The 21,531-nt window shown below is 55.1% G+C and carries 23 protein-coding genes; 4 read left to right on the top strand and 19 right to left on the bottom strand.

The window, feature by feature from the left end:
- Positions 1 to 3 precede the first annotated feature (3 nt).
- The 17 genes from KA369_18060 to KA369_17980 all read right to left on the bottom strand — a co-directional run bounded on the left by KA369_18060 (position 4) and on the right by KA369_17980 (position 16,389).
- Complete coding sequence (locus tag KA369_18060; protein MBP7737889.1) at positions 4 to 1,971, bottom strand: FapA family protein; 1,968 nt, start codon at positions 1,969 to 1,971, stop codon at positions 4 to 6.
- Between the two features lie 71 nt (positions 1,972 to 2,042).
- On the bottom strand, positions 2,043 to 2,843 hold the full coding sequence (whiG, locus tag KA369_18055) for an RNA polymerase sigma factor WhiG (GenBank protein ID MBP7737888.1): 801 nt from the start codon (positions 2,841 to 2,843) through the stop codon (positions 2,043 to 2,045).
- Between the two features lie 17 nt (positions 2,844 to 2,860).
- Entirely contained in the window at positions 2,861 to 3,412 is a 552-nt protein-coding gene (locus tag KA369_18050) for a hypothetical protein (GenBank protein ID MBP7737887.1), read from the bottom strand.
- A 70-nt stretch (positions 3,413 to 3,482) separates the two neighbouring features.
- On the bottom strand, positions 3,483 to 4,361 hold the full coding sequence (locus KA369_18045) for a MinD/ParA family protein (GenBank protein ID MBP7737886.1): 879 nt from the start codon (positions 4,359 to 4,361) through the stop codon (positions 3,483 to 3,485).
- 30 nt (positions 4,362 to 4,391) lie between these two features.
- Positions 4,392 to 5,774 carry a flagellar biosynthesis protein FlhF gene (gene flhF / locus KA369_18040; GenBank protein ID MBP7737885.1) on the bottom strand — a complete coding sequence of 461 codons (1,383 nt, stop codon included), beginning with the start codon at positions 5,772 to 5,774 and terminating at the stop codon, positions 4,392 to 4,394.
- A 139-nt stretch (positions 5,775 to 5,913) separates the two neighbouring features.
- Entirely contained in the window at positions 5,914 to 8,022 is a 2,109-nt protein-coding gene (flhA, locus tag KA369_18035; protein MBP7737884.1) for a flagellar biosynthesis protein FlhA, read from the bottom strand.
- Positions 8,023 to 8,037: 15 nt separating this feature from the next.
- Entirely contained in the window at positions 8,038 to 9,219 is a 1,182-nt protein-coding gene (gene flhB / locus KA369_18030) for a flagellar biosynthesis protein FlhB (protein ID MBP7737883.1), read from the bottom strand.
- A gap of 62 nt (positions 9,220 to 9,281) precedes the next feature.
- Positions 9,282 to 10,061 (bottom strand): flagellar biosynthetic protein FliR, encoded by a 780-nt coding sequence (fliR, locus tag KA369_18025; protein ID MBP7737882.1) that lies wholly within the window; start codon positions 10,059 to 10,061, stop codon positions 9,282 to 9,284.
- Between the two features lie 77 nt (positions 10,062 to 10,138).
- Positions 10,139 to 10,402 (bottom strand): flagellar biosynthesis protein FliQ, encoded by a 264-nt coding sequence (gene fliQ, locus KA369_18020; GenBank protein MBP7737881.1) that lies wholly within the window; start codon positions 10,400 to 10,402, stop codon positions 10,139 to 10,141.
- 12 nt (positions 10,403 to 10,414) lie between these two features.
- A complete protein-coding gene (fliP, locus tag KA369_18015; GenBank protein ID MBP7737880.1) occupies positions 10,415 to 11,182 on the bottom strand; it encodes a flagellar type III secretion system pore protein FliP in 768 nt (255 codons plus the stop codon).
- Positions 11,175 to 11,969 (bottom strand): flagellar biosynthetic protein FliO, encoded by a 795-nt coding sequence (locus KA369_18010; GenBank protein ID MBP7737879.1) that lies wholly within the window; start codon positions 11,967 to 11,969, stop codon positions 11,175 to 11,177. Before KA369_18010 ends, fliP begins: the two co-directional genes overlap by 8 nt.
- Before the next feature lie 66 nt (positions 11,970 to 12,035).
- Positions 12,036 to 13,088: a flagellar motor switch protein FliN gene (fliN, locus tag KA369_18005; GenBank protein MBP7737878.1), complete on the bottom strand. Its 1,053-nt coding sequence runs from the start codon at positions 13,086 to 13,088 to the stop codon at positions 12,036 to 12,038.
- Between the two features lie 30 nt (positions 13,089 to 13,118).
- Positions 13,119 to 13,652 carry a flagellar basal body-associated FliL family protein gene (locus KA369_18000; GenBank protein MBP7737877.1) on the bottom strand — a complete coding sequence of 178 codons (534 nt, stop codon included), beginning with the start codon at positions 13,650 to 13,652 and terminating at the stop codon, positions 13,119 to 13,121.
- A 532-nt stretch (positions 13,653 to 14,184) separates the two neighbouring features.
- On the bottom strand, positions 14,185 to 14,529 hold the full coding sequence (locus KA369_17995) for an STAS domain-containing protein (GenBank protein MBP7737876.1): 345 nt from the start codon (positions 14,527 to 14,529) through the stop codon (positions 14,185 to 14,187).
- A 68-nt stretch (positions 14,530 to 14,597) separates the two neighbouring features.
- Positions 14,598 to 14,798: a flagellar FlbD family protein gene (locus tag KA369_17990; GenBank protein ID MBP7737875.1), complete on the bottom strand. Its 201-nt coding sequence runs from the start codon at positions 14,796 to 14,798 to the stop codon at positions 14,598 to 14,600.
- A complete protein-coding gene (locus tag KA369_17985; protein MBP7737874.1) occupies positions 14,798 to 15,760 on the bottom strand; it encodes a DUF115 domain-containing protein in 963 nt (320 codons plus the stop codon). The genes KA369_17990 and KA369_17985 overlap by 1 nt, the downstream gene beginning before the upstream one ends.
- A gap of 20 nt (positions 15,761 to 15,780) precedes the next feature.
- The gene (locus tag KA369_17980) at positions 15,781 to 16,389 is read right to left on the bottom strand and encodes a TetR/AcrR family transcriptional regulator (protein ID MBP7737873.1); all 609 of its coding nucleotides are present in this window, start codon (positions 16,387 to 16,389) and stop codon (positions 15,781 to 15,783) included.
- A gap of 170 nt (positions 16,390 to 16,559) precedes the next feature.
- On the opposite strand from KA369_17980, the gene tsaE reads away from it, so the two are divergent.
- The gene (gene tsaE / locus KA369_17975; GenBank protein ID MBP7737872.1) at positions 16,560 to 16,985 is read left to right on the top strand and encodes a tRNA (adenosine(37)-N6)-threonylcarbamoyltransferase complex ATPase subunit type 1 TsaE; all 426 of its coding nucleotides are present in this window, start codon (positions 16,560 to 16,562) and stop codon (positions 16,983 to 16,985) included.
- Positions 16,942 to 17,667: a tRNA (adenosine(37)-N6)-threonylcarbamoyltransferase complex dimerization subunit type 1 TsaB gene (tsaB, locus tag KA369_17970; protein ID MBP7737871.1), complete on the top strand. Its 726-nt coding sequence runs from the start codon at positions 16,942 to 16,944 to the stop codon at positions 17,665 to 17,667. Before tsaE ends, tsaB begins: the two co-directional genes overlap by 44 nt.
- A gap of 7 nt (positions 17,668 to 17,674) precedes the next feature.
- Here tsaB and KA369_17965 read toward each other — a convergent pair whose 3' ends face one another.
- Together KA369_17965 and KA369_17960 are read right to left on the bottom strand one after the other, a co-directional pair.
- Positions 17,675 to 18,880 (bottom strand): DUF1577 domain-containing protein, encoded by a 1,206-nt coding sequence (locus KA369_17965; GenBank protein ID MBP7737870.1) that lies wholly within the window; start codon positions 18,878 to 18,880, stop codon positions 17,675 to 17,677.
- 168 nt (positions 18,881 to 19,048) lie between these two features.
- Positions 19,049 to 19,231, bottom strand: coding sequence for a hypothetical protein (locus KA369_17960; protein ID MBP7737869.1), 183 nt, complete (start codon positions 19,229 to 19,231; stop codon positions 19,049 to 19,051).
- A gap of 247 nt (positions 19,232 to 19,478) precedes the next feature.
- On the opposite strand from KA369_17960, the gene der reads away from it, so the two are divergent.
- Together der and KA369_17950 are read left to right on the top strand one after the other, a co-directional pair.
- Positions 19,479 to 20,798 carry a ribosome biogenesis GTPase Der gene (der, locus tag KA369_17955; protein MBP7737868.1) on the top strand — a complete coding sequence of 440 codons (1,320 nt, stop codon included), beginning with the start codon at positions 19,479 to 19,481 and terminating at the stop codon, positions 20,796 to 20,798.
- Between the two features lie 382 nt (positions 20,799 to 21,180).
- Entirely contained in the window at positions 21,181 to 21,531 is a 351-nt protein-coding gene (locus tag KA369_17950) for a PilZ domain-containing protein (protein ID MBP7737867.1), read from the top strand.

The raw sequence follows: 21,531 nt of genomic DNA, 5'->3' as shown, positions 1-21,531 counted from the left end.
ACCTCATCTTCTCCTTCTCGAAATGATCATCCTGCCCTCTACACCCTCGGGCGCCTCATACTCGCCGATGCGGATCTGGTCGCCCTCAAGGGAAAATTTCACGTGATTGTAGGGATCCTTCATGATAAAGCTCGTGTCCTTGATATAGATCTCGACACCGCCATGGGCCGTCCGCTCGGCGCATACCTTGCCCTTGTGTTCGATCATGCCGATGTACGAATTCACCTCTTCCAGCTCGCCCTTGATCTCTTCCATCCGCTCGGTCAGCTTGGCGTCCCGCGCGTTGAGATCCTTTAAAAGCTTTTCCTTGTCCTTGGGGAACTTGCTGCCGGCGTTCCTCTTCTGTGTGTCCAGGGTCCTGATATTGAGCTTGAGCTGGGTCTGTTCTTCCTCTATCTTGGTTTTCATCGACGAGAGATCGGAAAGCTGCTGCAGCACCTTCGGATGTATCCCCACGCGGATCTCGGTCCTGGTGGAAACGTCCGTGCCGAGGAACCGGGCGTTCACCTCGTTGCCGGCCCGGATGACGCCTCCGATGATCCGCGCGCGCTTCCCGATGGAGATGATCCTGCCGCCGGCGTCCACGTTCGAGTGCATGATGCCTTCGGGGACGATAACGTCGTTCTCGGCGAACACGGTGGAATTCTGGATGAACTTGGCGAAGACGGTGCCTCCCGTCGATTCGATCTTCGCCTCGTCGCGGCCGGTGATGCCCTGGAACACGATGATATCGCCCTCGGCCTCGAGAAAGGCCTTCTGCACCGTTCCCCGCACCTCGATATTGCCCGCCGCCTTCACTTCAAAATTGTCCTGCACGCTGCCGGCGATGATGACCGAACCGAGGAACACGATATTGCCGGTTTCAAGGGACACGTCGCCGTTGACCACGTATATCGGCTCGACGCTGATGCGCCCGGCCTTGAACGTCACCTGGCCGTTGATCTCCGCGGTGAGCTCCGTCCCGTCCTCGGAAAGGATGGTGCCCTTGCCGTGCTGGATCTTCACGTCCTTGCCGGGCTTGGGCGGCATGAGGCGGTTGGTGACCGTGCGGCCCTGGACGCCCGGCTCGGCCGGGACCTTCACCGCCAGGAGCTGTCCCACCACGACGTTCTCCAGGAGCTCGAGGTTGCGGAAATCGACCTTGCCCTGCTCGTCCTCTTCAAAGGATATGTTCTTGCTATCGACCCGCACCTTGTATTCGACATAGGCGTCCCTGCCGTTGACCATCCTGGTGCCCTCGGCCGCGAGGAGCGGCCTGGAATAATCCATCTCCTCCAGGTAATTCTCTATCTCCTTTTCACGAATGCCGATCTTCACGCCGGCCTTCTTCATCGCGTCGATGACCTCGTCATACTCGATGTGCCTGCCGGAATAGCGGGGCGGGGAGAAATGTATGAAGACCCTCATTTCGTCCTCGGCCATTTCAACGTTCATAGTGCCGTCAAACTGCGGGTTGGCCGACCACGATCCGATCTTCACCGGCTTGCCCGCCGCCTTGTCGACTTCCCTGGCGATCTTCGGGTCCTCGGTGCCGATCTTCATCGCATAGAGCTTGTTATTCACTTCATCGAGGGTGACCTTGTGGCCGTTTCCCTTGGGCGGGTTCACGGTGAGCCAGATGCCGGATTTCGTGACGCGGACCTTGAAGGAACCGTCGGTATTCGCCTTCATCGAGGCGCCGCGAATGACGTTTTCCCGGGTGAGCTTCTGTTCCAGTGCGGTCAGCTCGGCGTGTTCCTCTCTCCCCACCAGGGGAACCACCAGCACCCGGTAGGGGAGCCGGCCGATGCCCAGCAGGCCCCTTGTTCCCTTTTCAAGGATCTGGTAATCGAGGAGGGTCACGTCTATACCCAGGTCCTTGGACGCCAGCTCCAGCGCCTGCGCCACCGAATCGGCATAGACCTCCACCGCGTTTTCATCAACGTGGTCGGATACGTCCAGGCGATTGAATAGATCTTTGATGTTCGCCATCGAAACCTCGGTATCAGCCCTGCCCCGGAACGAACCGGTATTATGCGTCAACGGTGAATGGCATCACCGCTTTACCCCACGATGTTCTGTTTGATTCGCCCGAGCCGGCCCCTCAGCCTCATGATAGCTTTGGTATGGAGCTGGGAAACCCTGCTCTCCGTGACTTCCAGCACATCGCCGATCTCTTTCAGAGTGAGATCCTCGTAGTAGTAGAGAACGATGACCTTCTTCTCCTTGTCCGGGAGCTTCTTGATCGCATCTATAATATAATCTCGGATTTCCTGCTTTTCAATTAAAATATCGGGATTCATGTTCTCCGGCGCTTCCAGGGTCTCCAGGATGGAGAGCTCGTCGCTGTCGTCGCCGAGATACCATATATCGTTCAGCGAAAGCATCGACGTGCCGGACAGTTTCGACAATATGGACTGGAACTCGTCGGTGGATACACCGAGCTCCCGGGCGATCTCCTCGTCCTCGACGGTGCGGCCCAGCTTGTTCTCGAGCTCGGTAATGACCAGCTCGACCTGCTTCGCCTTCTGACGGATGGAGCGGGGTATCCAGTCTATCGAGCGGAGCTCGTCGAAGATGGCCCCGCGGATCCTGGTCATGGCGTAGGTCTTGAATTTTATACCCCGGGCTGGATCGAACTTGGTGATTGCGTCGAGAAGGCCGAAGATGCCGTATGAGACCAGGTCGTCGAACTCGATGTTCGACGGCATCCCCATGGAGATCTTGCCGGCAACGTACTTAACCAGGGGAGCGTACTTGATGACGAAATAATCTCGTATATCCTGGTCGCTGTTCTTTATGAACTTCTCCCACAGCTTTTCTTCACCGACGGCGTCCAGCTCGTTAAATTTTTTATTATTCATACCTGTAATCCCGGGTGTTATTCTTTGTCCTTGCTCATCATGGTCCGCACCGCCTGTGCCATTATCTTCGGCTCATACTTAGCCATCTTCTCGGATTCCAGTATATGCTTGCCCAGCTTGCCCGACTTGGTATTTATCGAGCCGGACCCGCCTGGCCCGGTCGAAAAATGCGCCAGCCCTTCCTTGTCAAATTCCCTGAATTCGGATGCTTCCGGCGTCCCGGCCTCCGTTCCCGCCTCGGCGATATCATGCGCCTCGGCCTCTCCCGTCCCATCCGGCGGCGCTTCCCCATGTTCTTCGGCTCCTGAAGCGGCCGCATCCTGAGGCGCGGACCGCAGCATCGCCAGAGAGGAAACAAGCTCGTACACTTCGGGAACGTATTTTCTGAGGATAAAGCAGATGCCGAAGCCAATGACACCGAACACGACCATAAGGATCAGGGCCCGCAGAAAAACGACGTTCCACCGGACTCCGGCGAGAAGCCCGATGACGAAAGACAGCAGAAGGGCGGTAAATCCGAAGAGCGCGGTAGATTTATACTCGAGGTTTATTTTATCCAAACTGACCATACCGTAATCGGGTGCCCCCTTCCGGGTTGGGTTATAGTTTCACATCGACTCGTACCGATCAAGCCTTTTTCTATTGTTCGTCCTCCTCGTCGTCATTGGATACGAAAAGGTTCTTGAAGAAGGACGCGAGGCCCGAGCCCTTCACGGGGCCGGTGGTCCTGTTGCCGATGCGGTCGGCGATGATGGCGATGCAGCCCGACGCCTTCGACTTGGGATAGCTCACGATAAACGGCTTCTGGTTCCGCACCGACTTGGGCACGTATATATCGTCAAAGATGAAACCGAGATTTTCCACCTTGATGTTCAGGAACTGGCCCGCGATATTGATGACGCGCTGCGCCACGCGGTTCCCCTCCGCGACGGACTGCACGCGGTTCACGATGATCTTGATCACCTTGTCCGGCGACTGGGCGGCGATCGACTTGATGATGCCGTAGGCGTCGGTGATGGCCGTCGGCTCCGGCGTGGTGACGACAACGATCTCATCTGCTGCCATGACGAAGGAAAGCACGTTCTGGGAAACGCCGGCGCCCGTGTCGACGACCATGTAATCGTCCGAGTCAAGCTCTGAAACCGCCCCGATGAACTCGTTGCGCTGCTTCGGGTCAAGGTTGGCCAGCTGGTGGAAGCCGGAAGCGCCGGCGATGATCTTGATCCCCTCCGGGACCTCGATCACGATGTCCTTCAATTTCTTCTGGCCCTTGATGACATGGTAGAGGTTGTATTTCGGGATAATGCCCAGGATGACATTGATGTTGGCGAGGCCGAGGTCGGCGTCCAGAAGCGTCACCGACGAGCCGCCCCGGGCGAGCGCTATGGAAAGGCTCACAGCCACGCTCGTTTTGCCGACGCCGCCCTTGCCGCTGGTGATGGCTATTGTCCTTGTCTTTTTCTGCTTCTTGGCGTCGCTCTCGAGCACCAGTCTTCTTAAATTTGCCGCCTGATCCACGGGGGACCTCCTTATACTCTTCTGCCTGGATTAATTATAAATATTGCCGATCATCATGTCAACAATCTTATCGGGGTCGGCGATCACTATATCGTTCGGGACCTCCTGCCCGTTTGTATAATATGCTATCGGCTTATTATATTTATCGGCAATATCGATCACATTGCCGATATAAGAAGTTTCATCCACCTTAGTAATAATTATGCTGTCGAAATGGATGGCGTCAAAAGCCCTGAAAACGTCGTTCAGGTCCCCTTTTTTGGTATTGGCGCTCACGCAGAGTATCTTTTCGCAGTCATATTCCACGGATTCGGCGAAGCTCTTGATCTCTGATATCTTGAGATCGTTCCTGTGGCTCCGGCCCGAGGTGTCCACCATGATTATGTCGGATTTATCGGAAGCCACGATGTCCTTGAACTCCTTCTGGTTGTTGACCGCGTAGATCGGGATATTCATGATCTCCGCGTACTTTTTCAGCTGTTCCGTGGCCGCTATCCGGTAGTTATCGATGGTGACAAAGGCCACGGAATGGCCCTCCCTGAGGGAATTGATGGCCCCGAGCTTGGCCATGGTTGTCGTCTTGCCGACCCCCGTGGGGCCGACGAACATGACGATCTTCTTCCGGTTCCCCGACTTGATCGGGCCGGTGGTGATGATCTTGCTCTTCAGAAGGTCCTTCAGGCTCTTCTCTATCTTGTATTTGTCCTTCAGGTCTTCGCGGCTTATGGAATTCCTCATTTCGGCGAGAATGGCGGAGCACTGCTCGTCGTCATAGTCGTTGTTCTTCAGCACCTGCCGGAAGGGGCGGATCGTTGCCTCGTCCGCGACATGGGCTTCGCCGGCGGCAGCCCGTCCCGCGGTCATCTTGAATATGGCCTGCTTGATCTCATCGAGCTCCTTTTCGAAGCGCACGTCACCGGCCGGTGCCGTTTCCGGCTCAGCTTTCATCACCGGCTCCGCCTGCTCCACCGGGGGAGGCGTCCTCACCGGTTCCGGGGCCGGGGCCGCCTTCTTGTGCTCGGCGATGCCGGTGTACACCTCGTTCAGCTTCTCGTTGAAGGTGAAGCCGGTCTGCCGCTTCTCGAAAGTGTCCTTCCGGAGCGCCTCCGCCGCGGGCGGGCGGTCGATGATGTCGCTCACCCTTGATTTGCCCAGGTCGGTTATGCCGCGGTCGCCGTCGTCAACGGTGAAGTCGATGTTCTTCTTCTTTTCACCGAGGATGCCCGGCTTCATCTTGCGCTCCTGCACTGCGGCCGTGAGCTCCACGACCTCCTTGGCGAAGAACTTGGAGTTGAAGAGCCCCCCTTCTTTCACGAATTTATGGCTGATCGGAATGGCGTCGTCGCCATGCTCCATCTTGAGCTTCATCATGACCTCGTTGTAATTGTTGCCCCGGATTTTAATGTACCTCATGATACGTTCTCCTGTTTAAGCATTCTATTTACATATTTCCCCTCCCCCTTGATGGGGGAGGCCGGGAGGGGGTGAACCCCATCACCCTCCCCTAACCCCTCCCTTCAAGGGAGGGGGATATTATCTGCGTCTGTATATGTTACGCCGCGCTGCTGAGCAGCGCGGACACCACAACTTCCACTTTAACAGCGTTCGTAATCTCGCTGTATGACAGCACCACCGGCAGCGGCATCTCCCGCTCGAGGAGGGTGAAGGTCACCCGCCGAATCTGCGGCGACACCAGGTACACCGGCACGTGTCCCATGTTCTTGGACCTCTTGTACGCGTCCATCAGGGCCGAAACGACGGTCTGGTGCGTGGTCGGGTCCATGGCCAGCACCGGCCCCTCGATCGGATCCTCGTGTATCGAATTCCGTATGATCGTCTCTATTTCAGGATCAACCGTGATGACCGACAGCGTGCCGGTCTTGTCCACGTAGTCCCTGGTTATCTGCCGGGCAAGGCCTATCCGCACGTACTCGGTGAGAAAGCTCGGGTCCTTGGAATAGCTCACGTAGCTCGAGAGCGTTTCCAGGATGGTGACTATGTTCCGTATCGAGACGCGCTCACGCAGCAGCGCCTGGAGCACCTTCTGTATCTCGCCCAGGGACATCTTGTGGTCCTCCACGAGCTCCCGCACAACCGCCGGGTAGTCCTCCTTCACGGTGTCGATGAGCTTCTGCACCTCCTGGCGTCCCAGGATCTCGTCCGTGTGGCGCTTGATTATCTCCGTGAGATGCGTGGCTATGATGGTGGGGCAGTCCACCACCGTGTAGCCCCTGCTCTCGGCGATGTCGCGGATGTCCGTCTTGATCCATATGGCCTTGAGGCCGAAGACCGGCTCGGTGAACTCCTGTCCCTCGATCTTCTCCGCCACCTCGCCCGAGTCCATGGCCATCAGCTTGTCCACCTGCAGGATCCCGCGTCCGACTTCGACGCCCTTGATCAGGATCGAGTAGACCTCGGGCTCGAGCTCCATGTTGTCGCGGATGCGGATGGGCGGCACGATGAGGCCCATGTCCAGGGCGCTCCGCCGCCTGATGTTCGTGATCCGCTCGAGGAGGGTCCCTCCCTGCTCCGGGTCGACCAGCGGGATCAGGTTATAGCCGATCTCCACCTCGAGGGGATCGACCTGCACGAGCTGGGTCACTTCCTCCGGACGGTGATCCTTCAGGGCGGCCTCCTTCTCCTTGCGCTCGACCTTCTCCTTCTCCTCGCTCTGGGACTGCATGAGCACGTAGCCGAGGGCGCCGAGGCCGACGGCGATGATGAGAAGGGCCAGTTTCGGGAACCCCGGTATGATGATGGCGACGCCGAGAGTGGCGGCGGTGATGAGGAGCGCCCGCGGCTGGGAGCCGAGCTGGTCCGCGAGGTCCTGCCCCATGTTCTCGTTGGACACGGCGCGGGTCACGATGATACCGGTGGCCGTGGTGATGAGAAGCGACGGTATCTGCGCCACCAGGCCTTCGCCGATGGTCAGCAGCGTGTAGGTCTTGATGGCGACGTCGAAGGATTCGCCCCGCATGACCATGCCGATGATGAACCCGCCGATGATATTGATGAACGTGATGACGATGGCGACCTTGACGTCGCCCTGCACGAACTTGGAGGCACCGTCCATGGCCCCGTAGAAATCGGCCTCTTTCCGGATCTCCTCGCGGCGCTTCCGCGCCTCGTCCTCGGTGATGAGGCCGTTGGAGAGGTCTGAGTCGATGCTCATCTGCTTGCCCGGCATGGCGTCCAGGGTGAACCGCGCCGCGACCTCGGCCGTCCGCGTGGCGCCCTTGGTGATGACGATGAACTGCACCGCCACCAGGATGATGAATATGATGAAGCCGACGACGTAATTCCCCCCCACGACGAATTCGCCGAAGGCCCGGATGATCTTGCCGTCGAAGGCGGCCCCCTGGAGCAGGATGAGCCGCGTCGATGACACGTTCAGCGCCAGGCGGAACACGGTGGTGATCAGGAGCAGGGATGGGAATATGGAAAAATCGAAGGTCCTCCCGATGAACATGACGATCATGAGGATCAGCAGGCCCGACATGATGCTGATGACCAGGAAAAAGTCGAGCAGGAACGTGGGCAGAGGAATGATCAGCATCGTCACGACGGCGATGATACCGATGCCCATCAGGATGTCGCTCTTCTGCATCCACTGGGTGTTGTCAAGCAATGCCGCGAATCCGCCGCCCCGTGCTTCAGCCATTGTGACACCTCATTGCTATATAGCCTCCTGCAGCTTCCTGTACCGCTCGGGGTACTTGCGTATGATCTCGCCGTACACCAGTGAAACGGCGTAAAAAAGGTCTTCCGGGATGATATCGCCGACCTCCAGGCGCCTGTGCATCTCCTGGGCAAGGGGCCGGTTCTCGATCAGGGGAATGCCGTGCTCCATGGCCACTTCCCTGATCTTCAGGGCGATGCTGTCCTCCCCCTTGGCGACCACCGTGGGCGCCGGCATCGTGTAACGGTCGTACTGGAGCGCCACGGCGAAGTGCGTGGGATTGGTGACCACCACGTCCGCCTTCGGCACCTCCCTGCTCATCATGGCGCGCATCAGGTTCTGCCGCTGCATCTCGCGCAGGCGCGCCCTGATATGGGGATCGCCGACGGTCTCCTTCAATTCCTCCTTCATCTCTTCCTTGGTCATCTTCAACGATTCGATGAACTCCCTCTTCTGGAAGAAGTAGTCCGGGATCGAGAGGACCAGAAGCAGGACCGCCGACCAGATGATGATCTTGAAAGCGGTCATCATGATGATCTTGAGAGCCATGGCCACGGAAACGTCCGGCGTTTTCAGGATATCGTCAATGTCGGCCATGATGATCAGGTAGGCCACGAACCCGATGGCCACGACCTTGAATATCGATTTAAACAGGTTCATCGCCACCTGCTTCGAAAAGAAAATACGCTTCATGATGGTGGCGGGATCGAACTTGATCTTGCTCCAGTCGAACTTGAGGGGATGCGCAGAGAACTGGAACCCCACCTGCACGATGTTCCCCAGGATGGAGGCGACCATGGCCGCGACGAAAATCGGGAGAAGGATTTTCCCTGACTCATAGGTGATGCCGATGAACTGGCGGTAGAGGCCGCGCTCGGTGATGCTGAGGCGCGAAAAGGAGGAAAGATAGTATTTCATGACGCGGGCCAGGATGTCATAGATCCATGAACCGAATATCAGGATCACCATGAAGCAGAAAATGACGGTTATGGCCTGGGGCAGCTCGACGGTCTTGGCAACCTGCCCTTTTTCCCTGGCTTCGCGGAGCTTTTTCTCGGTCGGTTCCTCGGTCCGTCCCTCGTCCTCGGCCGAGAAGAGCTGGAGGTCCCAGTAGCGGTCAAAGAAGAGCTGGTCCGCGAACCGGTCGTACTTGGTGAATGTTGAAATGTATGTTGCCATAATATTTTTTATGCGGCCTGTAGGGGCACGGCATGCCGTGCCCCTACAGGCCGCATTTGTTTTCACCCCGGCCAGTGGGCCAGCATCTTGAACATGAAGGCAAAGGCCCGCTCCAGGGAAACCCACATTATCCTCACGATGAGGGGCGTCACCAGGATCATCACACCGAAGGATATGATGATCTTGAAGGGAAATCCCAGCATCATGATATTCATCTGGGGCGCCACCTTTGACAGCACCCCGAGACTAACTTCCATCAAAAATATGATGCCCACGATGGGCAGCGCGATCTTCAGGGCCACCACGAACATCCCTGAAAAGGTGTACAGCATATACTTCAAAAGCCCTCCCATGAAGGCCTTGCTGACGCCCATCACCGGGGCCAGCTCATAGGACCGGTAGATCCCCTGGAGCATCAGGTGATGGCCGTTCATGGCCAGCAGCACAAGGAGCCCGATCAGGTTCTTGAACTGCCCCACCAGGGGCACGCTGACCTGGCCGATGGGATCGAGGACCTCGTTGATGCCGAACCCGATCTGTACCGAGAAAAACTCCCCGGCCAGCTGGAACGCGGCGAATATGACCGAGATCAGGAACCCGAGGAACAGCCCGATGGCGACCTCCTGGAGCACCAGGAGGAAATATCCCCCCATGTCTCCCGGAATCTTGTATCCCTTGGCCGCGACCATCGGGAATATGACAAGGGTCACCAGGAACGAAACGAGCGCCTTGATCCGGAACGGGATCACATCGCTCGAGAAAAAGGGGGCTATCATGATCATTGCGTTCAGCCGCATCATGATCAGCAGGAACACCTGGAAATGGTACACGAAATAATACATCGGCCCCCGTTTAATTCATCGTTTATCCCCATGAAGGCGGGGTCACGCGACCCCGCCTTCATGGGGATAAACCCCGGTCACAACTTCTCAATCATCATAAAAATATGGTTCGTATAATTCAGGAGCGTCCGGATCATCCACGCCCCGAAAATGATCATTGTCAGGAATATGGCCACGATCTTCGGCACGAAGGTCAGGGTCTGTTCCTGGATAGAGGTGGTGGTCTGGAAAATCGAGATGATCAGGCCCACCAGCATCCCCACCCCGAGCATCGGGGCCGAGACGATCAGGACCGTCATCAGCGATTCGCGCATTATGGATATTACGGTAACATCGGTCATCGCGCCACCCCGTTATTTGAACGACCGCACCAGCTCATAGGTGAGCAGGTTCCAGCCGTCGACCAGTATGAACAGAATTATCTTGAACGGCAGCGAGATCATGACCGGCGGGAGCATGATCATCCCCATGGCCATGAGGGCGCTTGCCACGATCATATCGATGACAATAAATGGAATAAAAATGAGCACCCCGATCTCGAAGGCGCGCTTCAGCTCGCTGATCATGAAGGCCGGCACGAGGCAGTAGGTCGGCACGTCCTTCTGGTTTTTCGGCTTCGGAAGCTTGGCGAGCTTGATGAAGAGGGCGATGTCCTTCTCCCGGGTCTGCTTGAACATGAAAACGCGCAACGGCTCCATCCCCTTGTTGAAGAAGGCCTCGTTGTCAATCTTCCCCTTCATGTACGGCTGGAGCGCCTCGTCGTTGATCTTCGTGAAGGTCGGGGCCATGATGAAGAAGGTCAGGAACAGGGAGAAGCCGATGATGATCTGGTTCGGCGGCATCTGCTGCAATGAAAGGGCGCGCTTGATGAAGTCCATCACGATGACGACACGGGTGAAGGCGGTCATCATCATGATGATGGCCGGCGCCAGGGTGAGGATGGTCAGCAGGAACAGGATCTGCAGGGACAGGGCGACGTCGCGCGGCCCCGCCGCTTCCTTGATGTCGAAGGTGATCTTCGGTATGGGCATGCGCACCCCGCCGCCGACGTCCTGGGCATAGCAGATCCCGGCGCCGAAGAGCACCAGGACCGCCGCGATGAACAGCATCTTCTTATTCATGGTCTGAACCGTTTAAATCCTTCAATCTGTCTCTCTGCTGCCGGAGGTATTTGATGTCTTCCGGGTTGTCGATGACCGTCGTCCTGGCGCCCCGGTCCCGGTGCCTGAGCTCCCGGACCTTGTCTATGAGCTTGCCGATATCGTTCATCACATATTCCTGGAACCCGCTGACCTTCCGGTCCGCCGACGGGGCACGGTTCGAAAGGATCCTGATCCTGTCGATCTGGTCCTTTTCCGTTATTTCCGATATCAGGCTGATGGCGTTGTCCGAAACGCCGATGACCAGCACCTTGCCGGCAAGGTCGACCACCTGGAGATACTTGTTCTGACCCAGGGGGGCCACCGACAGCACCTTGATGGCTTCACCGCCGAAGAGTCCGATGCCCGACTTCTTGGTGATAAACCGCCAGAAATAAAAAAAACCGCCCCCGAAAATACCGAGGACGAAGATCATCTTTATGAACATCCAGACGGCCGACGGCTCGTCCACCTGGGGCTTGAAATCATCTTCCTTGAAATCTTTGGTCGGCACCCCTTCGGTGCTTTCCTTCGCGGCTTCCTTGTCCTGCGCAACCTCGCCGGCTTCATTGCCATCCTGGGCCGCCCTGGACTCCCCGGCGCTCTCCTGCTTTTCCTCTGCCGCGGCCTTTTGCTCCTGCCGCGCCTGTTCCTGCTTCGGCTGGCGCTTTTTCTGCTTCGCCTCAAGACCAATGGGACATAATACCGCCGCGCAGGTAAAAATAATAATGGCAGCCAGTGAAAATGCATGTACGACGTTTCTTTTCATCTATTATCCTGTCTTATGTCTCATTAAAAAAGGTTAAAAAATATGGCGATGTACGCCACCGCCATATTATTGTATTCCCGAAAGCCTTTCTGCCGGGCTCACGATATCCGTCACCCGGACCCCGAAATTTTCGTCGATGACCACAACCTCGCCCTTGGCTATGAGTTTGCCGTTGACGAGGAGGTCCACCGGTTCGCCCGCCAGCTTGTCAAGCTCGATGATCGATCCTTCACCCAGTCCCAGGATGTCCTGGACGAGCTGCGTGGTGCGCCCCAGCTCCACCGTCAGGGTCATCGGCACGTCAAGGATGAGCGATATATTGCCGCCGACGCTGGGAGGGATGCCCTCGTCCAGCGGCGGGAACTTGACCGGGCTTATGCCCACCTGGGCCGCATGGGCCGGAAACTGCTGGGGCTGGCTTACCGGCTGGGCCATGACGCCCGAGCCGCTCGACAGCCCCTGCCCCAGGGAAATGTCCATGACATGGTACAGCTTGGAATTGAGAATGCCGTCAATGGCGAAATCATAGGTGACCTTGATAAGGTCGGCCCCCGGCGGGAGCTGGAGATCGTTGCCGCCGTTCGCCAGGGACAGCGTCGCCGGCGTTGTGTTTATGCCGCCCCCCAGGGCCCCGCTGAACTGCGTCGCCATGGAAGAGAGGAGCTGGTTCGTGAATTCCTGTATCGTGCTCTGGTGCGCCTCGGACATCTCCGCGGGGGGAGCGCCCCGGTCATCGCCCATCATGAGGGACGATATGGAGCCGGCGTCCTGGTAATTGAAAATGATGAGGTTCCTGCCGTTCATTGCGCCGCTGTAATCCATGGACACCTGGACGTAGCGGGCGGGGAAATCGGCGCGCACCGCTTCCTGGTGCTTCACTTCTATGAACGGCCTGGAAATACGGAGGTTCCTCCCCCCCAGGTAACCGGAAAGTGACGGCGCGACCGATCCGACGGCGGAGTTTAGAGCATCCCGTATCGCGTTTAACTCGTTCGGCGGAAACATGCCCCGGCCCCGGCCCGCATCCGCGGCGGCCGGCCCGCTAGCCGGTGACAACATGTCATCTGCGCCCTGTAATAACGCATCTATTTCGTCTTGTGATAATGATCCATCACCCATATGCTCCTCCCACGATTAAAAAAATCCCGCCTAGTTAACCACCAGCTCCTTGAAATACACTTCCTTGATCTTGCCGGATATGAGGATCACGTTTATATGCGCCTTGATCTCCTCGGCAAGGGCGACGGAGTCGCTTACCGTGTCAAGATCCTCGAACTTCTTTCCCTGGAGAATGATATTGACGATATGCTGTATCTGATCGCGGCGCTGCACCAGCTCGTTGTTAAGCTCCACATTCGTCTCGTAGGCCAGCGAAATCTTCATTTTCACAAAATGCGGCTCGGCGTCGGCCGTGGTCTTCGAAAAATCCGGCAGCTCGTAACTGGCCAGGGGCGGAGGCGGCGGGGCCGCCACGATATCCTGCCTCTTCTGGTAACTGCTTTCCTGTACGTATTTTGCCACCAAGTACGAAATACCGGTCACCAGCACGATAAGAAGAATGCCGCCCGCCACGTAGAGCAATATCTTGACTAATTTCGACGCCTCGAAGCGTCGACCCGCCTCCGGTTCCTTTGGCGCTTCCTCTTCTTCCTCTATTATCTCTTCTTTTTCATCTTCGCCCATATTAGTTCCTTTTCATAATCTGTAGATTATTAATAGAAGGCACTGTGACAACTTAATAATATATTATTTCACGTCGTATATCCAACAGATCACTGCCTCAGAACGATTATTTTTTAGCTCAATTATAAACACCAGAAAAACTATAATGTAATTAAATTAATGTAGAAATATGTGACATAATTATCATATATGACTATTTATGTCAATTAATTTATTCATTTTTGGAAAAGTGTTATATATATTTTTTTATCCTCTATTTTTCGTGATTTTTCCTTATTAATAATGATTTTTCCAATATACTCTTGTTACACCAAGCACCCTCACTGTATTGTCGGCATTAAAAATGAATGAAGAAACTATTTTATTCAGAGAAATCAAGCCGAATAACAGCAGATAAAGGGCGAAGGGATCGCCCCACAATATAAAACCATTGCTGTATCAGAAGAAATATGATCCGGTTTTTTATGATTGGCAGTTCATTTCGAAAGAGAAGCATATTAACGAGGTCAAGGGGCCCGGCCCCGGAGGGAAATTATTGGTTTTCCAGATATTCCATTTCGAACTGCATCTTGGACATTATTTTAAAAAAATTGTTAAGCTTGGCCGTTTTGAAAACCGTCAATATGGAATCGTTCAGATCATAAAAAATCATTTCGGTTTTCTGCTTAAGGGCGCTGTTCAGGAATTTAACCAGGATCCCGATCGCCGATGAATCTATGTACTTAATGCTTTTACAGTTGAGAGCGACCACCTTCGGTTTTTTCGCCAGCACCAGGTTCCACGCCTCTTCCGCGCTTTCAAGGCTGTCTATATAGAACTCTCCCTGGATATTCATGATGATGACCTTGCCGTGGTCCTCGGTTGTAATCAAAACCATACACAACTCCCTCTGCTGCTATGGTAACGCACTCCCCCTGCATGTCAAGACGTAAATCGGCGGAGGCCTCATTGGATGGACTGCAATCGTTTCAGTATTTCCGCCTGATAGTCCTTGATCTTGCTTATTATTTCCCCCGTTGATTCTTTCACAATGTATTTTTTATCGTTCACCAGGGTCACCACGCTGTCAGGCGTCGCTTCAATTGTTTCTATATGATGGTCGTTGAGGATGAATTCAGTGCCATTGAGCTTATGCAGCGTTATCATTACTTTCTCCTTTTCCTTTTATTCCTTCCCGGCAGGGAATACAGTACGTCCTTCAAATCCATTTTTGCAACATATTTTTCCGAGCAGCCCGGATCGCTGCAGTCATATACGGGGATCCGATTCCCCTTGAAGAGGTCTTCAAGCCACATCTTCGCCGCGAGGAACTGCCCCGTGGTATAGAAGCTCCTCGCCCCCCGCTCTATCCGGTATTCCATGGCGCGGCGGCGCCGGGCCATCTCGCGCGACTCCGGCGGCGCCAGGCGCTCACCTCCGTCCACCGAGGCACGGCACGGCACCGATTCGCGCGCGTGGTACCGTTCAGTAAAGCCGAGGTCATTGCCCGCAAGGACAAGGCCGCTGATCCCGCACCCCATGGCGAAGGCCACGGCCTGAGTGGTGACCAGGCCGCCCGTCGCCACGAAGCCGAGGTCCTGCCCGGCACGCTCCCACAGGCTTTCGTATTCGGGACGCCGCATCATCCAGTTATAGAAGCTCACGCCGCCGCGCCACCTCAGGAGATTGGCGTGGCTCATGCAGCTGAAGGCGAGGAGGTGCATCTTCGAGGTGTCGATGCCGCCGAAAAAATCCACGGGGCTCGTTTCACAGGACACGACAAAGCGGGGGACGATCCCCCGTTGCGCCAGGGGCCGGAGGGCCATGTCGGCGGCGATGTAGACCAGCTCCTGGCGGTGCTGGTATTGCCTGAGGAGATCGGTATTATCATCCAGGGAGGGCCCGGCGGCGATGACCACGGCCATTTTCCCGTCAAGGGCGGGAACAATCCTCCGCAGGCCGCCGTGGCGGCGGATCAGATCGATATTTTTCCGGAGATTGCGCTCAAAGGACACCAGCCGCTCCGCCAGGATCCCTTCATTGAGGCTGCTGTAGAGTTCTTCCCTGTCCACCATGGCCGTATTCCTGACAGCGCCGTCCCGGCGCTCGGCCGTCCCGCGGCGCGCCATCGGCAAGCCCCGCGTTCTGTTTATCCCCTGAGGAGGGAGGTGACAAACTTGACTATTTCGAGATAATCCATTTCCGTCGGATCCGAGGGATCGATCGATTCGAGAAGGCCGATGAACAGAACGATCGTCTGGGTGATTCGCGAGAGATACTTCGACGGAACGTCCGTCTTTGCGCGGCCCTTCGCGTCCTTCGTCAGATCTGATATGATGCTATCGTAGAAGTTGCGATGCAACCGGATGTATTTGCTAACGATCTTCATGATCTTCTCTTCCTCAAAGGCGTAGAGGACGATATTCATGATGATCTTGATATTTCTTTTATCGATGATGAAATTTTCAGCGCCGACCAGCGCGGAAATGGGCGCCACCTTGTCGGTGCCGAGCTCCCATTCCAGGATCGAGCTGTGGGCCTGGACAAACTCGGTGAAGATCTCCTCGATCAGCTCCAGGTAAATATCTTCTTTCGTGGGGAAATAATGGAGAACGCCTCCCTTGGAGAAACCGGCCTCATCGGCGATTTCCTGTACCGTTATGCGGGAATACACGTCTTTATCGAGTAGCCTTTTCAGGGCTTCAATTATTATCTTTCTTTTCTTTTTTGCCTTTTCTTCTTTTGGGATGGTGGCCATGACATCTCCCCCCGATTTATTCTGAGAGGCATATTTGTTAAACGTACTATAATTAATCAAGAAAAAAATACAACAAAAATATGCTTTTAATAGTTTTATTTGCATGTTATGTGAAAATGGTCGGGATTTTTTCTTGCCATTGCCGGAGCACTCGGCAAAGATTGTTATCCATGAAGCGCACCGTGATATCACATTCAATGGAAGAAACCCTCGCCCTGGCTGAACAGCTCGGGAAAGAGGCGGCCCGCGGCGCTGTCTTCGCCCTTGTGGGCGATCTCGGCGCCGGAAAAACAATAATCGCCAAGGGAATCGCCAGGGGCATTGGAATTACCGATGAGATAACCAGCCCCACCTTCACCCTTATGGAAGCGTACGAGGGCCCCCTCCCCCTCTACCACTTTGATCTCTACCGGATCAGCAGGGAAGAAGAGCTTGACCAGCTCTTCTTCGAAGAATACTGGGAGGACGACGGCATATCCGTCATAGAATGGGCGGATAGGGCTCCGGGAAGGCTCCCGGAGGCCCGCATCACGCTGCGCATCGAGTACCTTGATGAAACGAGCAGGAGCATTATCATTGAATATCCTGGTGATTGATACCGCCTCGTCCCTGGAGATCATTGCCGCGGCCAGGGGCGATGAAGCATCGGAAGCGTCGATCGTGGTCAGCACGTCGCACTCGGTGACGATCATGGATACCATCGGCGTCTGTCTGGAACGCCTCGGCCTCGCCGCCGGCGACCTCGACTGCCTGGGCGTTGGCGTGGGACCCGGGTCATTCACCGGCATCAGGATCGCCGTATCTGCGGCGCGCATGCTCGCGCAGGTTCTCGGCAAACCCCTGGTGGGAATCCACACGCATCTCCTTTATGCCGTATCGGTCAAGGCCGATCCCGGCGAGAACATCCTGGTTGTCTTTGACGCGAAAAAGGGGCGGGTCTTCGGGGCCCTCTACCGCGCGGGCGAATCCGCCCTGTCGCCGCGGGAGGTCATAGCGCCAGGGGATTACCCGATGGAACGACTGCTGGACGGCGCGGACCGGTCGCGGAAGACCTATCTCATCGGCAACGGCGTTGAAAAATACAGGCAGGCCGCCGCCACCCTGGAGCATGGAGTATTCCTGGATAATTTCAAGCCGTCCGGGACCGTCATCTGCGGCCTGGTCCGTGAAACATACCTGAAGAGTCCCGCCGGCTACGGCGATTACAACAGGGTCGTGCCCTATTATGCGAGAAAATCAGATGCGGAAATCGCGAAGGAATTAAGGGAAAACAAATGAAGGCGCCCTACTGTTCGGGCGGCGGAGAGGGCGTCTCCTTTTTACGGTTTTTCATCGACTTCAGGAGCTTCGCCTTGTAATCGGTCTCCATCGGCTTGAGGATCGAGTAGTACCGCTTCATCTCGTCCTTGCGGGACGAGTTCCCCTCGAAGTCGACACCGACCATCAGGTTATCATCGTCGTCCGTGTAGGAAACCTTGACCTCGCCGAATATCGTGATGGGGGCCTGGAGCTTGAACACCAGGTCGAATATGAATCCCTTGGATCGCATGATGTATTTCTGCAGATTTTTGTCCGTGATCCTGAGCTTCGCTCCGCCGCGGCTGATGTCCACCACCCGCTGGTGCATCGGGATGAGGTGCGTATTGGCGTCCCTGATCCTGTCGATCAGCTTGAACGAATGATCTTTCACCGAGAGAACGTCATCGATGGAGAAATTCTTGCTCTTCGATATGAGCTGGATGTAGGCGAAGGGCACCGATGACGACGACTCGGTGATGTAGATGATGGGAACCGCCAGGATCGACTTGTAGCCCCTCTCGATATAGCGTTTCATGACCGCGGGGAGGTCGTCCCCGTACAGGTCATGCATGTCTATAAAATCGTCATTCATCGCATTGTATGAATCGGCCTCGGCGGTGTTCGCGATCCAGAGGGTCTTGCCGCTCTTTTTCATCTGGACGAGGAGACGGTCCCTGTCGTCGGGCTTGAACACGTCCACGCGGAGCACATCGCTCATCTTCGAGTTCTGGGACTGGAACTGCTCGAGGACGACCTTGATGCTGGTCGGGATATTGAAGCTCGAGACGTCTATGGTGTGTCGCGAAATCCTGAAATTGGTGGCCACCACGTCGTCCGGCGCGACCTTGAATCGCAGGTCGCGGCGTCCCCGCAGGGCGCGTCGCGCGGTCTTGACCTTGCAGTGATAATAGCCGGGACCGCGCTCTTCGATTATCTCGAGATCCACCTCGACATACTTGTCGGACAGGCCGTATATTATGATGGTGTTGCCTTCGTTCTTGTAGTTTGGATCGGTAACCACCATCATGGTGCCATCGGAATTGTATTCATTGATGGTTATCTCGGTTTTATCCACCGCGTATTTGATATAGAGCCTGCGGTTGGTGAACTGGGATTTAAGGATGCTGGCGACTTCCTCGACATCTTCGAATTCCTGGAAATCCCTGTTTTTTCTCTGGTTTATCTGGATCACGACCGATCCCCTGCCAATAATTGGTGCATGCGCTGACACTGGCGCTGCTGTTCATATTATCGAATAATACCTGATTTTAATCAATTATTTTATTGCCCGATAAAAAAAGGAGGGCATTCCCTCCTTAATATCAATAGTATGGCTTTTTCACGGAAAAAGCATGGCTGATTATTTCTTTTTTTTCGCCTTCGATTTCTTGGCTGCGGCCTCACGCTTCGCCGCGATTTTCATTTCATACTTGAGTTTCGCGATCTGCCCGTTCACCGCGTTCAGCTCCTTGAGGAGCGTCTTTTTTCTCGACTCTTTGCCCTTGATCAGATAGTTGATGAGACTTACAGATTTTGCTGCCATTCCCCACCTCATACATATTTATTTAAAGGATCCCGGCTTACGGTATCACGGCAGCGGCATCATGATGTCCCCCTTTCCTTCAATCCACATATACACCTCCTGCCGCCGCCTGATACACTCCGGCAATGACCATACACCATGGCGGTAAAAAATTCAAGCAAAATATTATGTCCCATATCATTTGTTAAATGCTTGAATTTGAAAGGCGGCGAAACGATACTGCCCAGCGACACCAAAGCAGGAAGCCATGAGTAATATACCCATCGTTGCCATCGTCGGCAGGCGGAACGTCGGCAAGTCCACCCTGTTCAACGCCATCATCAGGCAGAAGAAAGCCATCGTAGACGCAGTGCCGGGCCTGACCAGGGACGTTCTGTCATACACCGTCGATTACCAATCGATCATGTTCACCCTCGCCGATACGCCCGGCCTCGACCTGCCGGATTCATCGGAGCTTTCGGAGCCGATCCTGTCCAACGCCCGCGAATACCTGAAAAAGGCCTCCATCATCATCCTCCTGATGGAAAACCCGGCGCCGGAGGCCTTTGACATGGACCTGGCCGAGATCATCCGCAAGCTGGCGATACCGGCCATCATCGCGGTCAACAAGATGGACGGCGCAGAGCTGTTACAGAACATGACGAATTTTTACGAGATGGGGTTCCAGGACATCGTGCCGATCTCGGCGAAGACGCAGTTCAACATGGCCCTGCTCATGGACAAGGTCCTCGGGCTGCTGCCGGTGAAAAGGACTGCGCGCCCCGAAGCGGACCTGAAGCTCGCCATCGTCGGGAGGCCCAACTCGGGAAAATCCACGCTCCTGAATTCCCTCATTGGCTACACACGCGCGGTGGTATCGGACATACCCGGCACCACCCGGGATTCCATCGACGAGGACTTCATCTACCACAAGAAGAGGATCACCGTCATAGACACCGCCGGCATCAGGAAGAAGAGCCGCATCACCGACGCCGTCGATTTCTACTCCCTCACCCGCACCATCGAATCGATCGATCGGAGCGATGTCGTCGTCCACCTCATCGACGCCGTGGCGGGACTCACCGAGACCGACAAGAAAATATCCGACGAGATCATGAAGGTCCGCAAGCCCGTGATCATCGCCGTGAACAAGTGGGACATGATCGAAAAGGACCATAAGACCTTCGACGCTTTCATCGACCGGCTGAAGTTCCAGTTCTACAAGGCAAGCGATTTTCCCATCATTTCCATATCGGCGAAGAACAAGCAGAGGCTCCACCGGATCATCGAAACGGCCCTTGACCTCCGGGACAGGGCCTCCCGGAAAATCGACACCCCGCGGCTGAACCGCGTCCTGGCGCAGATACAATCGTCGCGACGCATCCCCCAGCTCCAGAGCACCATTCGCATATACTATGCCACCCAGACTGAATCGATGCCGCCCCGCTTCAAGCTTTTCGTCAACAACCCTGAGCAATTCAGGAAGGATATCGTCCGCTACTTTGAAAAATCGATGCAGAAAGAGCTGGGCCTCGAAGGGATACCCATCGAAATCCAGATCGAGGGAAAAAAGAAAAAGAAGAAATAATCATTCCCCGGAAAACCTTTTCCGGCATACTGGAAGATATCTTGAATTGCCGATAATCATCAAGCCTGTCATTGCGGAGAGTCACGATTCCATCGGGATAACGAAGCAATCCCGGAGGACGAAATCACCCAACATCCGTTTGTCATTTAGATTAAAAAATAATGAAAATTGCACTTTATCCGGTCAAATCAGGTATATAATGTAAACTTAAATTGACAAAAATAAGTCAATGTGATAAACTCATATGTTATACAAAATATCAGGATTTAAAAAGCAGCGAAAACGGATAAAAACAAAACTTTTTCCATAACGCAGTGTCGAACTATCGGGTCCAGGGTGTAGTGGCGGTCTCGAAATAATCTATATCATTCAACGGGGGAACATGATGATATTCAGCAAAAAACAAAAAAACAGCAGGATATTTCCAAGGGCTGATTTTTACCAGCCGTCATACTTCATAGTGGAAAATGACGATAATCCCGCGGCAAACGAATGCTGGTTCAACAACATTTCCGTCGGCGGGCTGGCTTTCGAAAGCGAACGGGACAACCTGAACGAGGCGGTCATCAACATCCTGTACAAAATCGGGCCGCAGATGAGAAAAGACAAGCTCCAGGTGATGTTTTCGCGAAAGCTCATGTCAAAGTGGCGGTACGGCTGCCAGTTTGTGAGCTCCGACGAGCAGAGAAACTCCATCATCTCGCAGTACGTTGAGAAAAAGCTCGTCGACTAG

Source organism: Spirochaetota bacterium (assembly GCA_017999915.1).
Classification (GTDB): domain Bacteria; phylum Spirochaetota; class UBA4802; order UBA4802; family UBA5550; genus RBG-16-49-21.
The sequence above is the reverse complement of the archived record's forward strand: the minus strand, read 5'-3'. Positions and strand labels throughout refer to the sequence as shown.